We start from the raw sequence: 16,981 nt of genomic DNA on the forward strand, positions 1-16,981 counted from the left end.
CCCTTTCCCAACACACCATGCAGCATATTGGAACATCCGGCATTACCACCCGTTTCCAGGAGCTATTCCGGAGTACGGGGCAGGTCGGTCACGCATTACTCACCCGTTCGCCACTCTCACCCGACAGCAAGCTGCCAGGATCCCGTTCGACTTGCATGTGTTAAGCACGCCGCCAGCGTTCATCCTGAGCCAGAATCGAACCCTCCACAAAAAAACATTGCAGAAAGACATCGACAGATGACTCTCAAAAAAGAAAAAAGACGGAACCTCTAATAAGGAAAGAGGTTCGCACAAAAACCCCGACCCCCATCAAACCCCCTCGGGTACTCGAAAACGAGCGGGAATCGGACTGGCAATCATTGACTATAAAGAAGTAAGTAGTACAACACACTCTTGAGTTCTCAAACCACCACCACACGCCGAACACCCCGGAAACCAACCAACAGGAAGGAACCCCGACCGCTCAGCGGCAGCGAATGAATAATCTACACCACACCGACCACACACGCAAACCCACACCACAAAACAACCCCAAAAACCCCGGAAACACAAGCCTCCACCGGCGTGTCGAAAAACCGACCACACAACAACCCAAACAACCCGACAACCCCCTCAGTCGGCCTGCGGCCGCCAGCTCCCCCTCACAAGGGGGAGCGCTCTCCCCCACCCGGCTCACGCCGGGAGCCCCCTCGACAGAGGGGGCCCAAGACGACGACGCCCCGCTGCACATACGAAAAAGGCCGAGCGGTTTCCCGCTCGGCCTTTCGGTCCGTCTGCAACCAATCAGCGAATCAGCCAATCAGCCCTTGATCTTGCCCATGACGATCTTGGTGACGGCCTTCGCGTCGGCCTGGCCGCGCGTCGCCTTCATCACGGCACCGATAATCACGCCCATCGGCTTCATGTTGCCGCTCTTGAGCTTCTCGACGACGTCCGGGTTGGCTTCGAACGCCGCGTCGACCGCCGCCTCGATGGCGCCGGAGTCCTCGACGATCTTGTAGCCGTGCTTCTTGACGACCTCGTCCGGCGTGCCTTCACCGGCGAGCACGCCGGCGATGGTCTGCTTGGCGAGCTTGTCGTTGAGCTTGCCGTCGGCGATGAGCTTCTCGACCTCGGCCACGTCGGCCGGGGTGACGGGCAGCTCCTCGAGCGAGACGCCCTTCGCGTTGGCTTCGCGGGAGAGCTCGCCGAGCCACCACTTGCGCGCGCCGCCGGCGGTCGCACCGGCCTTGACGGTCTCCTCGATCAGGTCGAGGGCGTCGGCGTTGAGGATGTCGCGCAGCTGCAGGTCGGTCAGACCCCATTCGGCCTTGAGACGATTGCGGCGCTCGCGCGGCATCTCCGGCATCTGCGCCTCCATCTCGGCGATGTGCTCCTTGGTGATGTGGAGCATGACCAGATCCGGATCCGGGAAGTAGCGGTAGTCGTCGGCGTCGGACTTGAGACGGCCGCCCGCGGTGGTCTGCGAGGCCTCGTCCCAGTGGCGGGTCTCCTGCAGGATCTCCTTGCCTTCGTCGAGGCGCGCGGCCTGACGACGGATCTCGTACTGGAGGGTCTTCTCGATGCCGCGGAACGAGTTCACGTTCTTGGTCTCGGAACGGGTGCCGTACGGGGCGTCCGCGGAGGGGCGCAGCGACACGTTCACGTCGGCGCGCATGTTGCCCTGCTCCATGCGGGCGTGGGAGATGCCCAGCGCGCGCACGATGTCGCGGATGGCGCGCATGTACGCGCCGGCGATCTCCGGAGCGCGGTCGCCCGCGCCCTCGATCGGCTTGGTCACGATCTCGATGAGCGGCACGCCGGCGCGGTTGTAGTCGACCAGCGAGTGGTCGGCGCCCTCGATGCGGCCGTCGGCGCCACCCACGTGGGTGTTCTTGCCGGCGTCGTCCTCGATGTGGGCGCGCTCGATCGGCACGCGGAAGACGGTGCCGTCCTCCAGCTCGACGTCCAGGTAGCCGTTGCCGTTGGTCGGCTTGTCGTACTGGGAGATCTGGTAGTCGCGCGGCATGTCCGGGTAGAAGTAGTTCTTGCGGGCGAACTGGCTCCACTCGGCGATTTCGCAGTGCAGGGCGAGACCCAGCTTGATCGCGTAGTCGACGGCCGTCTTGTTAACGACCGGCAGCGAACCGGGCAGGCCGAGGCTCACCGGGGTGAGCTGGGTGTTCGGCTCGCCGCCGAAGCTCACTTCGGCCGGGCAGAACAGCTTGGTCTTCGTGCACAGCTCGACGTGCGTCTCCAGGCCGAACACCACATCGTACTTCTTGGTGGCATCGGCGTACTTCATCAGTTTTTCAGCCATGATGTTGTCCTTGTAATCCTTCCGATGTCACTCACTTGGCGAGACCGTCGAGCCACGGGGCCTTGAGGTCCTTCCAAATCGGACCGTTCCAGTCCTCCTCGAGCGCGGCTTCGAGCGCGGCGGCAGGCTTGTACATGACCTCGTCACGCTGCTGCGGCGCGATGAACTGGAAGCCGACCGGCAGGCCGTCATCGGACAGGCCGGCCGGGATCGACATGGCGGGCACGCCGGCGAGGTTCGCCGGGATGGTTGCGATGTCGTTCATGTACATGGCCAGCGGGTCGGACGTCTTCTCGCCGAGCTTGAACGCGGTGGTCGGGCTGGTCGGGCAGACGAGCACGTCGACCTGCTCGAACGCCTTCTTGAAGTCCTCGATGATGAGCGTGCGCACCTTCTGCGCGGAGCCGTACCAGGCGTCGTAGTAGCCGGCGGACAGCGCGTAGGTGCCGAGGATGATGCGGCGCTTGACCTCGTCGCCGAAGCCGGCCTCACGCGTGTAGGCCATCATGTTGGCGGCGGTCTGCGGCACGCCGGCCGGCGGCATCACGCGCAGGCCGTAGCGCATGCCGTCGTAGCGGGCCAGGTTGGAGCTGACCTCGGACGGCATGATGATGTAGTACGCGCCGAGCGCGTACTCGAGGCGCGGGCAGGAGACCTCGACGACCTCGGCGCCCATCTCCCTGAGCTTATCGACGGCCTCGTTGAAGCGGGCCGAGACGCCGGCCTGGAAGCCGTCGCCGCTGAGCTCCTTGATGAGGCCGACCTTCACGCCCTTGAGGTCGCGCTTCGCGCCTTCACGCGCGGCGGCGACCATCGGACGCGGGCCCTCCGGGATGGAGGTGGAGTCGCGGCGGTCATTGCCGCCGATGATCTCCTGCAGGAGCGCGGAGTCGAGCACGGTACGGGAGACCGGGCCGATCTGGTCGAGCGAGGAGGCCATGGCAATCGCGCCGAAGCGGGAGACGCCGCCGTAAGTCGGCTTCACGCCGACGGTGCCGGTCAACGCGCCCGGCTGGCGGATGGAGCCGCCGGTGTCGGTGCCGAGGGCGAGCGGGGCCTCGAACGCGGCCACCGCGGAGGCGGAACCACCGCCGGAGCCGCCGGGGACGCGGTCGGTATCCCACGGGTTGTGGGTGGTCTGGTAGGCGGAGTGCTCGGTGGAGGAGCCCTGCGCGAACTCGTCCAGGTTGGTCTTGCCGAGAATCGGCATGCCGGCGGCCTTGAGCTTCTCGATCACGGTCGCGTCGTACGGCGGGATCCAGCCTTCGAGGATCTTCGAGGCGGCGGTCGTCTCGATGCCCTTGGTGACGATCATGTCCTTGATGGCGATCGGCACGCCGGCCAGCTGCGGCAGGGCGGCCTTCTCCTCCGCGGACTTCGCGTCGAAGGCGTCGGCCTGCTCGCGGGCCACGTCGCCGGAGACCTTGAGGAACGCCTTGATGCTCGGCTCGGCGGCCTCGATCACGGCGAGGTGCGCGTCGACCAGCTCACGGCTGGAGACGTCGCCCTTCTTGATGGCCGCGCCCATCTCGGCGGCGGACAGCTTGACGAGTTCGTTGGTTGCTTCGGTCATATCGGCTCACTCCTCGCTTCCCAGGATGCGCGGCGCGACGAACATGCCGGCCTCGGTCTTCGGGCCGCCGGCGAGCGCCTCGGCCTGCGTCAGCGGCGTGACCGGCACGTCCGGGCGCAGGTACGCCTCGAGCGGGACCGGGTTGGCGGTCGGTTCGACGTCGTCGGAGGCGACCTCCTGGACCTTGTTGATGGAATCGGCGATGACGTTCAGCTCGCCCTGCAGACGGGTGATCTCCTCATCGGTGAGCGCGATTCGGGCCAGATCGCCCAAATGCACGATTTCTTCGCGTGTGAATGTAGGCATGCGCCTAACTATACGAGCAATTTGTGACACGCGGAACGGATGTACCGCCCGCCCCGAATCACCGTGTCATCGCATCATCGCGTTACCGCATCATCGCGTCATCGCATCATCGCATCCCGGCGGCCGCCGCACCGCGACCGCCGGATCGCCGCGTCACCATCGCCCGTCACCGGATCGCCGCGTGCTGCGCGATCCAGCTGTGCATGGCGACGGCCGCCGCCGCGCCCGCGTTGATCGAACGCACCGAACCGAACTGCGAGATGTACACGACGTCGTCGGCGAGGTCGAGCGCCGTCTCGGTCAGTCCCGGACCTTCCGCGCCGAACAGCAGCAGGCAGCGTTTCGGGAACGCGTACCGCTCCATCGGCACCGCGCCGGGCACGATGTCCATCGCGACGACGCGCGCCGCCTCCAGCTCGCGGATACGCGCCTCGGCGGCGTCCAGTTCCGCGAGGAACGGCGCCTGCGCGGCGCGCACGTCGCCGCCCGCGCGTGCGGCGGCCTCGTGCGCGTGGAACGCGGCCGCCGCGGCGCGCGACCGCTCGGCCGCGATCTCGCCGGCGATGCGCATGCGCCAGCAGCGCACCATCGCCGCGATCGACGCGTGATGCTCCATGTGCTGGTACAGCTCGGTCATCAGCGCGCCGTTGCGGTTCCACTTGTGCGGTCCGACGATGTGCACGCGTCGCGCTTGGAACGCGTTGGCGGTGCGCACCATCGAGCCGATGTTGAAGTCATGCGTCCAGTTCTCGATGGCGACCTCGAAATCGTGGCGTCCGTGCGCGTCCAGATCCGCCTTGATCGCGGCGACCGTCCAGTACCGGTAGCGGTCGAGCACGTTGCGCCGATCGCCCTGGTCGAGCAGCTTCGGGTCGTAGCGGAGGCGGTCGGCGTACAGCGGCGACGACGGATTGTCCGGCCGCGGCTCGCCGGGATGCGTCTCGGCCCACGGCCCGACACCCACCTCGCGGAACACCGGTTCCCCGGACCGCTCGCCTTCGACATCAATAGGATTACGAGGATGCATATCACCTTTCGTTTCATACCCTCGGCTCCCCTTGTCAGGGGAGCTGTCATGCGCAGCATGACTGAGGGGTAGTCCGCCGAGGACGCCGGAACGCTACTCCGCCAGATCGGACTCGTGGAACACCTGGATGAACGGCACCTCGTGCCGCGCACCGTCGACCGGGCTGATGACGGTGATCTCATGCTCGTCCGCGCCCTTGCCGACGCCGCCGACCAGCGAGGCGACGGCCACGACGCTCGCGCCCTCATGCTCGACGATCGAGAAGTCGAGGCTCAGCTCGTTGCCGTTGCGCAGCGTGACGAGCGAACTCGTCTGCACGTAGGATTTCTCGGACAGCCACGCGTCGAGCAGCAGCACGCGCTTGCCCCTGATCGACGGTCCCTTGATCGACGGGAACACGAAGTCCATGACGAATCCGTCGAGGTTCTCGCCGCGGGAGGCGGCGGCCTGAATCATCGATCCGACAAGCGGCACGGAAGCGGCGGTGAGCGCGCCGACCGCATCGTAATCGTCGACGGAATAGCCGGCGTCCTCCAACGTGTCGAGCAGGACGTGGCCCATCACGGCCGCACCGTGATGGTCGAGCGTCACCGCGTACAGCTCGGAGAACGGCTTGCCGGCGACGCGCTCGCGCAGCAGGGCGCGGAGCTGCTCGCGCGGGTCGAGCGCGGCGAAGTCGATGGGCTCGTTATGCAGGTCGGCGGGGCCGGTGGCGCGGAATCCTGAATCACTCATATCCCATAGGGTACGGCGCGCCCTCGTCACGACCGCACGAGGCGGGCGATGGCGGCGGACGCCTCGGCGAGCTTCTCGTCGGCCACGTCGCCGCCCTCGGCCGACGCCTGACGCACGCAATGGTTGAGATGGTCGTCGAGCAGCAGCAGGGCCACCGATTTGAGCGCCGAATTCGCGGCGGAGATCTGCGTGAGCACGTCGATGCAGTACCGGTCGTCGTCCACCATCTGCTCGATGGCGCGCACCTGGCCCTCGATGCGCTTCAGCCGCGCCAGCACCTTCGCCTTGTCGTCACCGTAGCCGTGCATCGCCAGTCTCCTTTCGCCGTGCGGAAAACACCATCCAGTATATACCCCATAGGGGTATTGGGTATACACTGTGATGCGGTATACGATGGACTGAGACGAGAACGAGGAGCGGACATGGAACTGAACATCTTCACGTGCGTCGCCGCACTGGTCGTCGCGGCGCTTGCGACGTGGCTCATCCTGCGGTTCTTCTTCGGCGAGCGCAAGGGCGTGGCCGGCGAGCTGCACGAGGGCGTCCAGCGCGCCACCATCACCGTGAAGGGCGGCTACTCCCCCGACGTGGTGACGATGCGCGTCGGCATGCCGATCACCCTGAACTTCGACCGGCAGGAGACCGGCGAATGCACCTCGCACGTGGTGTTCGGCGATTTGGGGCTCGACGCGATGCTACCGGGCAACACGGCCACCGAAGTGAAACTGCCCGCACTGCCGGCCGGCGACTACCCGTTCGCCTGCGGCATGAACATGGTGCACGGGCTGCTGCGCGTCGAAGGCGACGGGGACGGCGAAACGGCGGGAGCCGCCGGAACGGGAGCAGCCGGAGCTGGGACGAGCGCGGCTGGGGCTGCGGGAGCCGGCGCACCCGCCCCCTCGGCCACGGTCTCGGACGACTACGCGGCGAACGAGGCTCGCGAAGCCGAGGAACGGCGTACCGAGATCCGCAACCTCACCCGTCTGGTCGCGATCGGCACGGTGCTGACGCTCCCCGTGTTCGCGGTGATGATGATCCACATGGCGAACCACATGCTGCTGCCGGACTGGCTCACGAACCCGTGGTGGCAGGCGATCCTCATCACGCCGGTCATGTTCTACTGCGGCGCGCCGATCCATCAGGTCGGTTTCCCTGCGCTGCGTCACCGCGCACCGGACATGAACTCGCTCGTCTCGCTGGGCACGGGCGCCGCCTACCTGTACAGCCTGCTCGTGTGCATCGCGCCGTGGCTGCTGCCTGAGGGCTCGCGCGAACCGTATTTCGAATCGGTGGGCGTGGTCATCACGCTCGTGCTCGTCGGCCGCCTGCTGGAGACGAAGGCGCGCGAGGGCACCGGCAAGGCGGTGCAGAGCCTCATCAAGCTGCGCCCACGGGTCGCGCACCGGCTCGATGGGGTCCCCGAGGAGATCGAGGAGGCCGCCGCGCAGACATCGGGAGCCGGACAGCCCGTACCCGGGGCGAATGTGTATGGTTCCGGGGGTGTCGTGCATGGTTCGGACGGCGATGTGCATGATTCCGAGGCGGACGTGCATGATTCCGAGGGCAACGCGCAGCATTCTGATGCGAACCTGCACGCCCCGGTCGTGAAGACCCCTTCGCAGGCAGACGAACGCTGGCTCAATCCGAGCGCGTTCCATGACGTCGACATCGACGAGGTGGAACCCGGCGACCTGCTCGTAATCAAGGCAGGAGAACGCATCCCGGCCGATGGCGTGGTCATCGCCGGCGAGGCCGAGGTGGACGAGTCGATGATCACCGGCGAGTCCCGTCCGGTACGCAAAACCCCGGTCTTCACGACCACACCCCGCACGTTCGCCGAAAACGACTACACGTCAGGTCCGGATTCCTGCACGTTGGGTGCCGAACCATACACATTCGACGCCGAACCCCACACAACACCCTCCGAACCATACACATTCGCCGACGGCGACGGCGATGCCGCGACTTCCGAGGGGCCCACTTCCGCCCGCCCGTCTACACTCACCGGCGCGACCGTGGTGTTGCACGGCAATCTGCTCATGCGCGTCACGCAGACCGGCGGCGACACCGTGCTCTCGCAGATCGTCGCTATGGTGGCGCGCGCCCAGGCGACGAAGGCGCCGGTGCAGCGCCTCGCCGACCGCATCGCCCGCGTGTTCGTGCCGGCGGTGTTCATCATTGCCGTGTGGACGTTCGCCGTATGGCTGGCGCTCGGTCCGGATCCGAAGCTCGCGCACGCTCTGGTCACGGCGGTGAGCGTGCTCATCATCGCATGCCCATGCGCGCTGGGACTCGCGACGCCGCTGTCAGTTACGGCGGCGACCGGAGTGGGCGCGACGAACGGCGTGCTCGTGACCAGCGCGAAGGCGCTGGAACGGGCGCGGGAGATCGGCACGGTCGTGTTCGACAAGACCGGCACGATCACGCGCGGCGTGGCCGACGCGGATTCCGCGGATTGGAGCCGGCCGAGCTATGAGCGCGACACGGTCAAGCCCGGGTCGAAGGAGGCGGTGGCCGCGTTGCGCACGGCCGGCATCCGCACGGTCATGCTGTCCGGCGACAAGGCCGAGGTGGCGGCCGGCATCGCGTGCGAGGTCGGCATCGACACGGTGATCGCGCAGGTCAGGCCCGATGGGAAGGCGTATTGGATCGAACGATTGCAGCAGGAGCCGCATGAGGGTCTGATCGCGATGGTCGGCGACGGCATCAACGACGCGCCCGCGCTCACGCAGGCGGATCTGGGATTCGCGATCGGCACCGGCACGGACGTGGCGATGCAGTCCGCGGATGTGACGCTGATGAGCGGCGACCTGCGCGGCGTGATCCGCACAATCAACCTGTCGCAGGCGACGATGCGCAACATCCGGCAGAACCTCGGGTGGGCGTTTGGCTACAACGTGATTGGCATCCCGATCGCGGCGGGCGTGCTCTACCCGTTCACCGGCTGGCTACTGAGCCCGATGATCGCCGGCCTCGCGATGGCCCTGAGCTCCGTCTGCCTGGTCCTCAACGCCAACCGCCTCAACCGCATTACCCTGAGCGACACGGCCCTCAAGGAGCCCCGCGCCGCAATCGCCCGAACGGAGCCGTCGGCATTTTCTTCCGGCTCCCCCTACGAGGGGGAGCTGTCGGCGAAGCCGACTGAGGGGGTGTCCACCGCCAGCGCAACCGGCACCGGTCCCCGCGTCATCATCGACGAACGCACCTCCCTCACCACCGGCACCTCCTCTTCCTGCGCCCCCTCCCAGGGGGAGCTGTCCGGCGAAGCCGGACTGAGGGGGGCCGCCGACACCGAAACCACCAGCACTTCCCCATCAATCACAACCAAGGAGAACACCATGGAAATGAACCACATGCACCACGACCACATGGCCATGCACCACGCCGCCCCCACCGAGGGCGAGACCGCCACCGATCCGGTGTGCGGCATGACGGTCGCGGTGAACGCGGACGCAATCACCCGCGAGTACGAGGGCAAGACCTACTACTTCTGCGGCGAGCACTGCGCCAACAACTTCGCCAAGGCCCCCCAGATCTTCCTCGAGCACTGATTCCCCACCATAACGAAACCGGCCCGTCGCCCCGCAATACGCGGGAGCCGACGGGCCGGTTTCATATTCGCTATGCGTATTCGCTACGCAATCACGCAATCACGCAATCACGCGAAGAACGCCTTGAACAGCCAGGCGCCGACGATCGCGCCCACGATTGGGGCGACGACCGGAATCCACGCCTCGTTCCAACGGGACGTGCCCTTGGACGGAATCGGCAGGATGGCGTGCAGGACGCGCGGCATGAGGTCGCGGGCCGGGTTCAGGCCAGGGCCGGTCGGGCCGCCCATGGAGGTGACGAGGCCCCACACGATGAAGCCGACGACGATCGCGGCGGCGGCCGGGTCCTTCTCGCCCCACGGGTCCATCAGGCAGCACAGCGCGCCGAAGACGAGCACGAGCGTGCCGAACATCTCGTTGAGGAAGTAGTTGAGCTTCTTGTTGTCCGCGTCGGTGGTGCAGAAGGTGGCGAGGATGGCCTCGGCGTCATCGGTGTCCTTGTAGTGCGGGTAGTACGTGAGGTACACGATGAACTGGCCGAGCGCGGCGCCGAGCAGCTGCGCGATGATGTACGGTAGCACCTCGTCCCACGGGAACATGCCGTTGATGGCCTGCGCGAGGGTCATGGCCGGGTTGATGTGGGCACCGGAGACAGCGCCGAACATGAGCACCGGGAACATGACGCCGAAGCCGTAGCCCATGGCGATGTTGAGCCAGCCGGCGTGGTGGCCCTTCGTGTTCTTGAGCTCGACGTTGGCGACGGAGCCGTTGCCGAAGATCATCAGGATGGCGGTGCCGAAGAACTCGGCGGCCAGCTTGGTAAAGAGGGAGTATTCCACTGCTTCTTCTTTTCTTCTTGTTCTTGTCTGGATTGGTGATGCGGCCGCCCGAAAGGCGGGAGACAAACAAACGAGGTAAGCATACGCCGAGGGCTGAACTGGGTTGGCGGGTTGGCCTATAACCCCTGGCTTCGTCGCCGTGCGAGTTCGCTTGGAAATACAAAAAGACCGGAATCTTTCGATTCCGGTCTTATCTGTGCCCCCGCAGGGATTCGAACCCTGGACACGCTGATTAAGAGTCAGCTGCTCTAACCAACTGAGCTACAGGGGCGTTGGCTAGTTGTTGAAGTGTTCCTTGCAACGAGTGATAAATATACTCCCGTTTGATTCTGACGCAACTCTCGGCGTGTCGCCCGGAATTCCAACGTTTGTAAAATCGCGGATTTGCCGTCTGCGCGCTTCGTTCGCCTCTTGCAATCCACCCCGAAAACCGCCCTTCACATAATCATCACATAAATGGTAGGAGTCATACCCGAGCGGTCGAAGCCGCGCCTCGGAAACCGTCGGAACCCGCCAGAACCGTCGGGACCACGCCAGCCTTGGCGCAACACAACCGCAACACCCGCCGCATACGAAAACCCCGCGCCCCGCGTGAACAACAACAATCACGCGCGGCACGGGGTTCTCAGTGCTTAAGCTCAGACTTCAATCCGTCAGTCTGATGGGAATCCGGCGGCAATAATCACCGCCGGAATCGTCACTCGGCGACGACCTTCACGAAGAAGTTCGCGGAGATCTCCGGGTGGAGCTGGACCGTGGCCGGGAATTCGCCGGTGGTCTTGATGGTCTCGACGGTGATGGCCTTCGGGTCGACCGGGGCCTTGTCGAGCAGCGCCATGGCGATGGCTTCCTTGGAGATGCCACCGAACAGCTTGCCGGACTCGGACACCTTGGCGGCGATCTCGACGGCGGAACCCTCGATGGCCTCCTTGGCGGCGACGGCGTCTTCACGGGTGGCGACGGCCTGGGCCAGACGGGCGCGCTTCATGGCGACGATCTGGGCCTCGGCGCCCTTGTTCCACGCGAAGGCAAGCTTCTGCGGGAGCAGGTAGTTGCGGGCGTAGCCGGCCTTGACGGTGACGACGTCACCGGAGTGACCGAGGTTCGCAACGGTCTGGGTGAGAATAACCTTGGTTTCAGCCATTTCAGATGCCTCCTAGAACTCAGCGGCCGGAAGTGGCGTACGGCAGCAGGGCCATCTCGCGGGCGTTCTTAATCGCCTTGGAGATCTTGCGCTGCTCCTGCACGGTCACGCCGGTGATACGACGGGAACGGATCTTGCCGCGATCGGAGATGAACTTGCGCAGCAGCGCGACGTCCTTGTAATCGATCTCGGTGACCTTCGCCGCCTTCAGCGGGTTCGGCTTCTTCTTGAACGGCTTGACCGGCGGTTGCGGCCTCTTGCGGGACATGATGTTCTCCTTATTTACGATGTTGATGTTGTGTTCGCTCGTCGCAGTTACGCGTTGCGCGTTGCATACGCGTCAGGTACTACGCGGCATGAAAGCGTGAAGGCGCGGAAACGCCGAAGCACAAAAGCGCGGAAACGCGGATCAGAACTCCGGATCGTCGTCGGAGCCGCCGCCGAAATCGGAGGAGCCGCCGAACGTGGAGAAGCTGTTGCCCGAATCCGAGCCGCTGCTCCACGGGTCCGCGGCCGGCTGCTGTCCGCCCGCCGGCGCGCCGGACTGGCCGCCGCCGAAGCTGGAACCGCCGCCCTGGTAGCCGTTGCCACCCGAGTAGCCGCCATTGCCGCCGTTACCGCGGCCATAGCCGCCGGCGTTCTGGCCGTAGCCATTGCCGCCGCCGAAGCCGCCCGCGCCGTTGCCGCCCTGGTTGCGGCCCGCGAAGCCGCCGTTGCCGGACGACTGACGGGTCACCTGGGCGGTGGCGTAGCGCAGCGACGGGCCGATCTCGTCGACCGTCATCTCGACGACGGTGCGGTTGGAACCGTCCTGTGCCTGATAGGAACGCTGCTGGAGACGACCCTGCGCGATCACGCGCATGCCCTTGGACAGGGACTGTGCGCAGTGGTCGGCGAGGTCACGCCATGCGGAGCAACGCATGAACAGCGCCTGTCCGTCCTCGAACTGGCCGGACTGGCGGTTGTACGTGCGCGGCGTCGACGCGATGGTGAAGCTCGCCACGGTCGCGCCGGAACCGATGGTGCGCAGTTCCGGATCCGCGGTGAGATTGCCGACGATGGTGATCGTGGTTTCGCCTGCCATGATTGCCGCCTTCCTACTTCGAGATTCCTACTTCGACTGTATTCCGCACCGGCGTCCCGTGCGACGGTGTTCCGCCGCGGGAGCCGGTTGACGCTTCAAACGCTTACTTGACGTCCTTACGAAGGATCTTCGTACGGATCACGGATTCGTTGAGGTTGAGGACACGGTCGAGCTCATCGCTGGTAGCGGGCTCGGCGGTGTAGGTCACCACGACGTAGTTGCCTTCGGTCTTGCCGTTGATCTCGTAGGCGAGCTTGCGACGGCCCCAGAAATCGGGCTCATCGACGGAACCGCCTTCCTTGGTGACCAGCTCGAGGTACTGCTCGGTCAGCTTCTTGAGATCACGCTCGTTCAGCTCAGGATCGGCGATGAACATCAGTTCGTACTTATGCGCAGACATCACCCACCTCCTTCGGACTATGTGGCCACGGACCTTCCGTGGCAGGAGTGTGTATGCGTGCTGCATCATCCGGGTCGCATGCGCGCGGCGAGAAGCCGGACACGCCTATGACCCCAACAAAGCAACCTCCCCAAGATAACGCCCCCGCGGGACAGCCCACGCCCCTCGCCCACGCCCGAACCACCACCCCGCGCAAGCCATTCCGCACAGGCACCCCGCACGGGCACCCCCTCAGACGACCTCCGGTCGCCAGCTCCCCCTGAGGGGGGGGCGCAAACAGCGGACTCCCCATCCTGCGCCCCCTTCAGGGGGGAGCTGTCAGGCGGCAGCCTGACTGAGGGGGTCTCCCGCCGACAGCCGCCAACAGCCCACACCCCGCACCTTTCCCATCCCGCACCTTCCCCCACACGCCTTCTTCCCCTCCCCTAGTACACTTGTCTGAGGTTCACCGCGCATGCGGAAGCGCCGCGCGGTGCGAGGACACTACGAACAAAAGGACGGGTACGAGAAACATGACGTCGCTGCTCGAGGGCACTCCGGACAAGCGTATGGCGGTGGTCACCGGCCGCGCCTACCCCGAACTGGCCGATCAGGTCGCCGCATGTCTGGGCACGCAAGTGCTGGAGACCACCGCCTACGATTTCGCGAACGGCGAGATGTACGTGCGGTTCACCGAGCCGGTGCGCGGCGCGGACGTGTTCGCGCTGCAATGCCATTCCGGCGACATCAACAAGTGGATTATGGAGCAGCTGCTCATGATCGACGCCCTGAAGCGCGCCTCCGCCCGCACGATCACCGTGGTCGCGCCGTTCATGGGCTACTCCCGTCAGGACAAGAAGCATCAGGGCCGCGAGCCGATCACCGCGCGCCTCGTCTACGACCTGTTCCGCACGGCCGGCGCCGACCGCATCATGACGGTCGACCTGCACGCCTCCCAGGAGCAGGGCTTCTTCAACGCGCCGGTCGACCATCTGACCGCCACGCCGGTGCTCATCGACTACGTGCGCAATCATCTGCCGCTCGAGAACACGACGATCGTCTCCCCGGACGCGGGCCGCATCAAGGTGTCGGAGCGTTGGGCGGCGAAACTCGGCAACCTGCCGCTCGCCTTCATCCACAAGACCCGCGACATCACCCGTCCGAACCACGCCGTCGCGCACGGCATCATCGGCGACGTGCTCGACCGCGACTGCGTGGTCGTCGATGACATGATCGACACGGCCGGCACGATCTGCGAGGCGGTACACGCCCTGCGCGGCGCCGGCGCGCGCTCGGTCACGCTGGTCGCGACGCACGGCCTGCTGTCCGGCCCGGCCGTCGAGCGCCTGTCGCAGTGCGGCGCGCGCGAGATCGTCCTGATGGACACGGTGCCGGTCCCCGAGGAGAAGCGCCTGCCGAACATGACGGTCCTGTCCGTCGCACCGCTGCTGGCCGCCGGCATCCGCTCCGTCTTCGAGGAGAATTCTGTCCAGACCCTGCTCGAAGGCCTCCCCGAGGACATGCGTCCCCGCAACATCTACGCCTGATCCCCCGTCATCACCTCCCTCTGAGGAAGCTGCCGACAGAAAGTCATCCCAGTCATCGCTTCCCTCCGCCGAGGGAGGTGGCGCGCACCGCCGGAGGGAGAGACCACCACAACGAGAGACCACGAAAAGCCCCCGAAGCCCTTAACCGGGCTCCGGGGGCTTTTCTCGCTTACAAGGGGTACATCCTCCCTCACTCCCGATGATTTCTCGCTTACAAGGGGTACCGCAACCGTCAACGACGACCACATATCACCGTTATCGAGCCGCATATGCCCGGTACAGCCCGCCTCCGGCACCCCTCGTAACGCAGATAGATCTCCGCCGCAGCGCCAAACCACCCCTCCCAACCGAGATACCCCAAAAGACACCGCTAAGAGATACCCCGACAGGACGCCCCAACCGCCGTCGCGCCCCAGCGGACACCCCGTCAGGCGATTCGCCTCACGCCCCTCACGCCACCGGCGCGAACTGGCTGTTGTACAGGTCCGCGTAGAACCCGCCGGCCGCCAGCAGCTCCTCGTGCGTGCCGCGTTCGATCACGTCGCCGTGGTTCATCACGAGGATCATGTCGGCGTCGCGGATCGTCGAGAGCCGGTGCGCGATCACGAACGATGTGCGCCCCACGGTGAGCGCGTCCATCGCCTTCTGAATCAGCTCCTCGGTGCGCGTGTCCACGGACGAGGTCGCCTCGTCCAGGATCAGGATCGGCGCGTCCTGCACCATCGCGCGCGCGATGGTGAGGAGCTGCTTCTGCCCCGCGGACAGCGACGTGTTCTCGTCAAGCACCGTGTCGTACCCGTCGGGCAGCGACATGATGTAGTGGTCGAGCCCCACCGCGCGGCACGCCGAACGGATCTGCTCGTCGGTCACGCCCGGCTTCGAGTATGCGATGTTCTCGCGCACGGTCCCGTGGAACACCCACGTGTCCTGCAGCACCATCGAGAACTGTTCGTGCACGTTCCAGCGCGGCACGCTCGCCGTGTCGACGCCGTCGATCGCGATCCGCCCGCCGGCGATGTCGTAGAAGCGCATGAGCAGGTTGACCATGGTGGTTTTGCCCGCGCCGGTCGGCCCGACGATCGCGACCTTCTGTCCGGCTTTCACGTCGGCGCTGAAATCGTTGATGATCGGCTTTCCGGGTTCGTATTCGAAGCGCACGTGGTCGAACGTCACGTCGCCGCGTACCGGCGCGTCGGCGCGAGCGCCGAGCAGCGCCGGTTTCGCGCTTTCGTCGGTCATCTCCGGCTCCTCGAGGAAGCCGAACACGCGCTCGGATGCGGCGGCGCAGCGTTGCAGGTTCTGGAACGCCTGCGCGAATTGCGAGAGTGGTTGTGTGAACAGTCGGATGTACATCATGAACGCGACGATGACGCCGAATTCGATGTCGCCGTTCATCGCGAGCGCGGCGCCGACGACGCACACGACGACGTAGCCGAAGTTGCCGATGAACTGCATGAGCGGCATCATCAGCCCGGAGAGGAACTGCGACTTCCAGCCGGAGTCGTAGAGGTCCGCGTTGTAGCGTTCGAAGTCGCGGATCGCGGCGGTTTCGCCGTTGTACGCCTTGACGATGAGGTGTCCGGAGTACATCTCCTCGACGTGGCCGTTGACCTGGCCGAGCGCGACCTGCTGGCGCGTGAAATAGCGTTGCGACGCCTTCATGATCGCCATCATCAGCACCAGTCCGACGAGGCTCGCGCCGATTGCGCACAGGGTCATGATGACGTTGTTGTAGAACATCATGACGAGCGCGCCGACGAACAGCGTGACGGACGTGATGAGCGAGCCGAGCGACTGGCCGAGCGTCTGGCCGATCGCGTCGACGTCGTTGGTGATACGGCTGAGCACGTCGCCGTAGCTGACTTTGTCGAAGTAGCTGAGCGGCAGCTTGTTGATCTTCTGCGAGATAGATTCGCGCAGTCGCTGGGCGGTGCGCTGGGTGACGTTCGCCATCAGCCAGCTCTGCACGTAGCTCAGCACCGCGTACCCGACGTAGAGCGCGACGAGCGTGAAGCCGATGCGCGAGACCGCGTCGAAGTCGACGGCGCCCATGACCGGGCGGCCGTGGACCATCGCGGGCAGGCCCTTGACGATCTCGTTGGTCATGTCCTTGAGTTTGTCCGGTCCGATGATCTGGAAGATCGTTCCGGTCGCGCCGAGCACGAGCGCGATGATGATGACGGGGATGTAGCTCCTGCAATACCGCACGAGCTTGCCCATCACCTTCCCGAAGTTCTGCGGTTTCTCGACGGCGCCGCGTCCCGGCCCGCCATGTCCCATAGGTCCTGGCATTATTCCATTCCTTTCGAAAGTCTGTCATCTTGCCTCCCTTTGATGAAGGAGGTGTCCGCCGCTGGCGGACGGAGGGAGAGACCCCGAGCGGCCGGCAGGCCGCGGGCAAATCGAATCGGCCGAAGGCCGATGCCGCCATATCAAGCGGCTGTCGCCGCCCCCTCAGCCCGTCCTCCGGCCGGCCAGCTCCCCCTCAAGGGGGCGC

At 65.5% G+C, this 16,981-nt stretch carries 14 protein-coding genes, 1 tRNA gene and 1 rRNA gene; 2 read left to right on the forward strand and 14 right to left on the reverse strand.

What is annotated here, in order from left to right:
- From AC1AYP_RS10340 to AC1AYP_RS10370, 7 genes are all read right to left on the reverse strand, one after another.
- Positions 1–211 (reverse strand): 16S ribosomal RNA (locus tag AC1AYP_RS10340); the annotation flags it as partial.
- Positions 212–799: 588 nt separating this feature from the next.
- A complete protein-coding gene (gene gatB / locus AC1AYP_RS10345; protein WP_476547808.1) occupies positions 800–2,299 on the reverse strand; it encodes an Asp-tRNA(Asn)/Glu-tRNA(Gln) amidotransferase subunit GatB in 1,500 nt (499 codons plus the stop codon).
- 31 nt (positions 2,300–2,330) lie between these two features.
- Positions 2,331–3,872, reverse strand: a complete 1,542-nt coding sequence (gene gatA, locus AC1AYP_RS10350; protein WP_476547810.1) for an Asp-tRNA(Asn)/Glu-tRNA(Gln) amidotransferase subunit GatA — start codon at positions 3,870–3,872, stop codon at positions 2,331–2,333.
- A gap of 6 nt (positions 3,873–3,878) precedes the next feature.
- On the reverse strand, positions 3,879–4,178 hold the full coding sequence (gene gatC, locus AC1AYP_RS10355) for an Asp-tRNA(Asn)/Glu-tRNA(Gln) amidotransferase subunit GatC (protein ID WP_101622276.1): 300 nt from the start codon (positions 4,176–4,178) through the stop codon (positions 3,879–3,881).
- A gap of 166 nt (positions 4,179–4,344) precedes the next feature.
- Positions 4,345–5,205 (reverse strand): TrmH family RNA methyltransferase, encoded by an 861-nt coding sequence (locus tag AC1AYP_RS10360; protein WP_476547812.1) that lies wholly within the window; start codon positions 5,203–5,205, stop codon positions 4,345–4,347.
- A 93-nt stretch (positions 5,206–5,298) separates the two neighbouring features.
- Positions 5,299–5,940 carry an orotate phosphoribosyltransferase gene (locus tag AC1AYP_RS10365; RefSeq protein ID WP_476503366.1) on the reverse strand — a complete coding sequence of 214 codons (642 nt, stop codon included), beginning with the start codon at positions 5,938–5,940 and terminating at the stop codon, positions 5,299–5,301.
- Positions 5,941–5,966: 26 nt separating this feature from the next.
- A complete protein-coding gene (locus AC1AYP_RS10370) occupies positions 5,967–6,248 on the reverse strand; it encodes a metal-sensitive transcriptional regulator (RefSeq protein ID WP_476503365.1) in 282 nt (93 codons plus the stop codon).
- A 114-nt stretch (positions 6,249–6,362) separates the two neighbouring features.
- On the opposite strand from AC1AYP_RS10370, the gene AC1AYP_RS10375 reads away from it, so the two are divergent.
- Positions 6,363–9,491 carry an HAD-IC family P-type ATPase gene (locus AC1AYP_RS10375; RefSeq protein ID WP_476547814.1) on the forward strand — a complete coding sequence of 1,043 codons (3,129 nt, stop codon included), beginning with the start codon at positions 6,363–6,365 and terminating at the stop codon, positions 9,489–9,491.
- A gap of 107 nt (positions 9,492–9,598) precedes the next feature.
- Here the strand turns inward: AC1AYP_RS10375 and AC1AYP_RS10380 are convergent, their stop codons facing one another.
- The 6 genes from AC1AYP_RS10380 to rpsF all read right to left on the reverse strand — a co-directional run bounded on the left by AC1AYP_RS10380 (position 9,599) and on the right by rpsF (position 12,958).
- Positions 9,599–10,330: an MIP/aquaporin family protein gene (locus AC1AYP_RS10380; RefSeq protein WP_165784868.1), complete on the reverse strand. Its 732-nt coding sequence runs from the start codon at positions 10,328–10,330 to the stop codon at positions 9,599–9,601.
- 197 nt (positions 10,331–10,527) lie between these two features.
- A tRNA-Lys gene (locus AC1AYP_RS10385) sits at positions 10,528–10,601 on the reverse strand.
- 426 nt (positions 10,602–11,027) lie between these two features.
- The gene (gene rplI / locus AC1AYP_RS10390) at positions 11,028–11,474 is read right to left on the reverse strand and encodes a 50S ribosomal protein L9 (protein WP_101622283.1); all 447 of its coding nucleotides are present in this window, start codon (positions 11,472–11,474) and stop codon (positions 11,028–11,030) included.
- A 19-nt stretch (positions 11,475–11,493) separates the two neighbouring features.
- The gene (gene rpsR, locus AC1AYP_RS10395; protein ID WP_034528805.1) at positions 11,494–11,742 is read right to left on the reverse strand and encodes a 30S ribosomal protein S18; all 249 of its coding nucleotides are present in this window, start codon (positions 11,740–11,742) and stop codon (positions 11,494–11,496) included.
- A 141-nt stretch (positions 11,743–11,883) separates the two neighbouring features.
- Positions 11,884–12,558 carry a single-stranded DNA-binding protein gene (locus AC1AYP_RS10400; RefSeq protein ID WP_476503363.1) on the reverse strand — a complete coding sequence of 225 codons (675 nt, stop codon included), beginning with the start codon at positions 12,556–12,558 and terminating at the stop codon, positions 11,884–11,886.
- A 103-nt stretch (positions 12,559–12,661) separates the two neighbouring features.
- Positions 12,662–12,958 (reverse strand): 30S ribosomal protein S6, encoded by a 297-nt coding sequence (rpsF, locus tag AC1AYP_RS10405; protein WP_101622285.1) that lies wholly within the window; start codon positions 12,956–12,958, stop codon positions 12,662–12,664.
- 512 nt (positions 12,959–13,470) lie between these two features.
- Between rpsF and AC1AYP_RS10410 the strand changes: the two genes are divergently transcribed.
- The gene (locus AC1AYP_RS10410) at positions 13,471–14,484 is read left to right on the forward strand and encodes a ribose-phosphate diphosphokinase (RefSeq protein ID WP_476532974.1); all 1,014 of its coding nucleotides are present in this window, start codon (positions 13,471–13,473) and stop codon (positions 14,482–14,484) included.
- Positions 14,485–14,934: 450 nt separating this feature from the next.
- Here AC1AYP_RS10410 and AC1AYP_RS10415 read toward each other — a convergent pair whose 3' ends face one another.
- Positions 14,935–16,776, reverse strand: coding sequence for an ABC transporter ATP-binding protein (locus AC1AYP_RS10415; protein WP_476547816.1), 1,842 nt, complete (start codon positions 16,774–16,776; stop codon positions 14,935–14,937).
- Between the last annotated feature and the right edge of the window lie 205 nt (positions 16,777–16,981).

This window comes from Bifidobacterium sp. LH_424 (genome assembly GCF_056356895.1).

What these genes read in the sequence shown, in the direction of transcription:
- gatB (WP_476547808.1), bottom strand. Translation starts at nt 2,299, where the DNA reads ATGGCTGAAAAACTGATGAAGTACGCCGATGCCACCAAGAAGTACGAT.
- gatA (WP_476547810.1), bottom strand. Translation starts at nt 3,872, where the DNA reads ATGACCGAAGCAACCAACGAACTCGTCAAGCTGTCCGCCGCCGAGATG.
- gatC (WP_101622276.1), bottom strand. Translation starts at nt 4,178, where the DNA reads ATGCCTACATTCACACGCGAAGAAATCGTGCATTTGGGCGATCTGGCC.
- AC1AYP_RS10360 (WP_476547812.1), bottom strand. Translation starts at nt 5,205, where the DNA reads ATGCATCCTCGTAATCCTATTGATGTCGAAGGCGAGCGGTCCGGGGAA.
- AC1AYP_RS10365 (WP_476503366.1), bottom strand. Translation starts at nt 5,940, where the DNA reads ATGAGTGATTCAGGATTCCGCGCCACCGGCCCCGCCGACCTGCATAAC.
- AC1AYP_RS10370 (WP_476503365.1), bottom strand. Translation starts at nt 6,248, where the DNA reads ATGCACGGCTACGGTGACGACAAGGCGAAGGTGCTGGCGCGGCTGAAG.
- AC1AYP_RS10375 (WP_476547814.1), top strand. Translation starts at nt 6,363, where the DNA reads ATGGAACTGAACATCTTCACGTGCGTCGCCGCACTGGTCGTCGCGGCG.
- rplI (WP_101622283.1), bottom strand. Translation starts at nt 11,474, where the DNA reads ATGGCTGAAACCAAGGTTATTCTCACCCAGACCGTTGCGAACCTCGGT.
- rpsR (WP_034528805.1), bottom strand. Translation starts at nt 11,742, where the DNA reads ATGTCCCGCAAGAGGCCGCAACCGCCGGTCAAGCCGTTCAAGAAGAAG.
- AC1AYP_RS10400 (WP_476503363.1), bottom strand. Translation starts at nt 12,558, where the DNA reads ATGGCAGGCGAAACCACGATCACCATCGTCGGCAATCTCACCGCGGAT.
- rpsF (WP_101622285.1), bottom strand. Translation starts at nt 12,958, where the DNA reads ATGTCTGCGCATAAGTACGAACTGATGTTCATCGCCGATCCTGAGCTG.
- AC1AYP_RS10410 (WP_476532974.1), top strand. Translation starts at nt 13,471, where the DNA reads ATGACGTCGCTGCTCGAGGGCACTCCGGACAAGCGTATGGCGGTGGTC.
- AC1AYP_RS10415 (WP_476547816.1), bottom strand. Translation starts at nt 16,776, where the DNA reads ATGCCAGGACCTATGGGACATGGCGGGCCGGGACGCGGCGCCGTCGAG.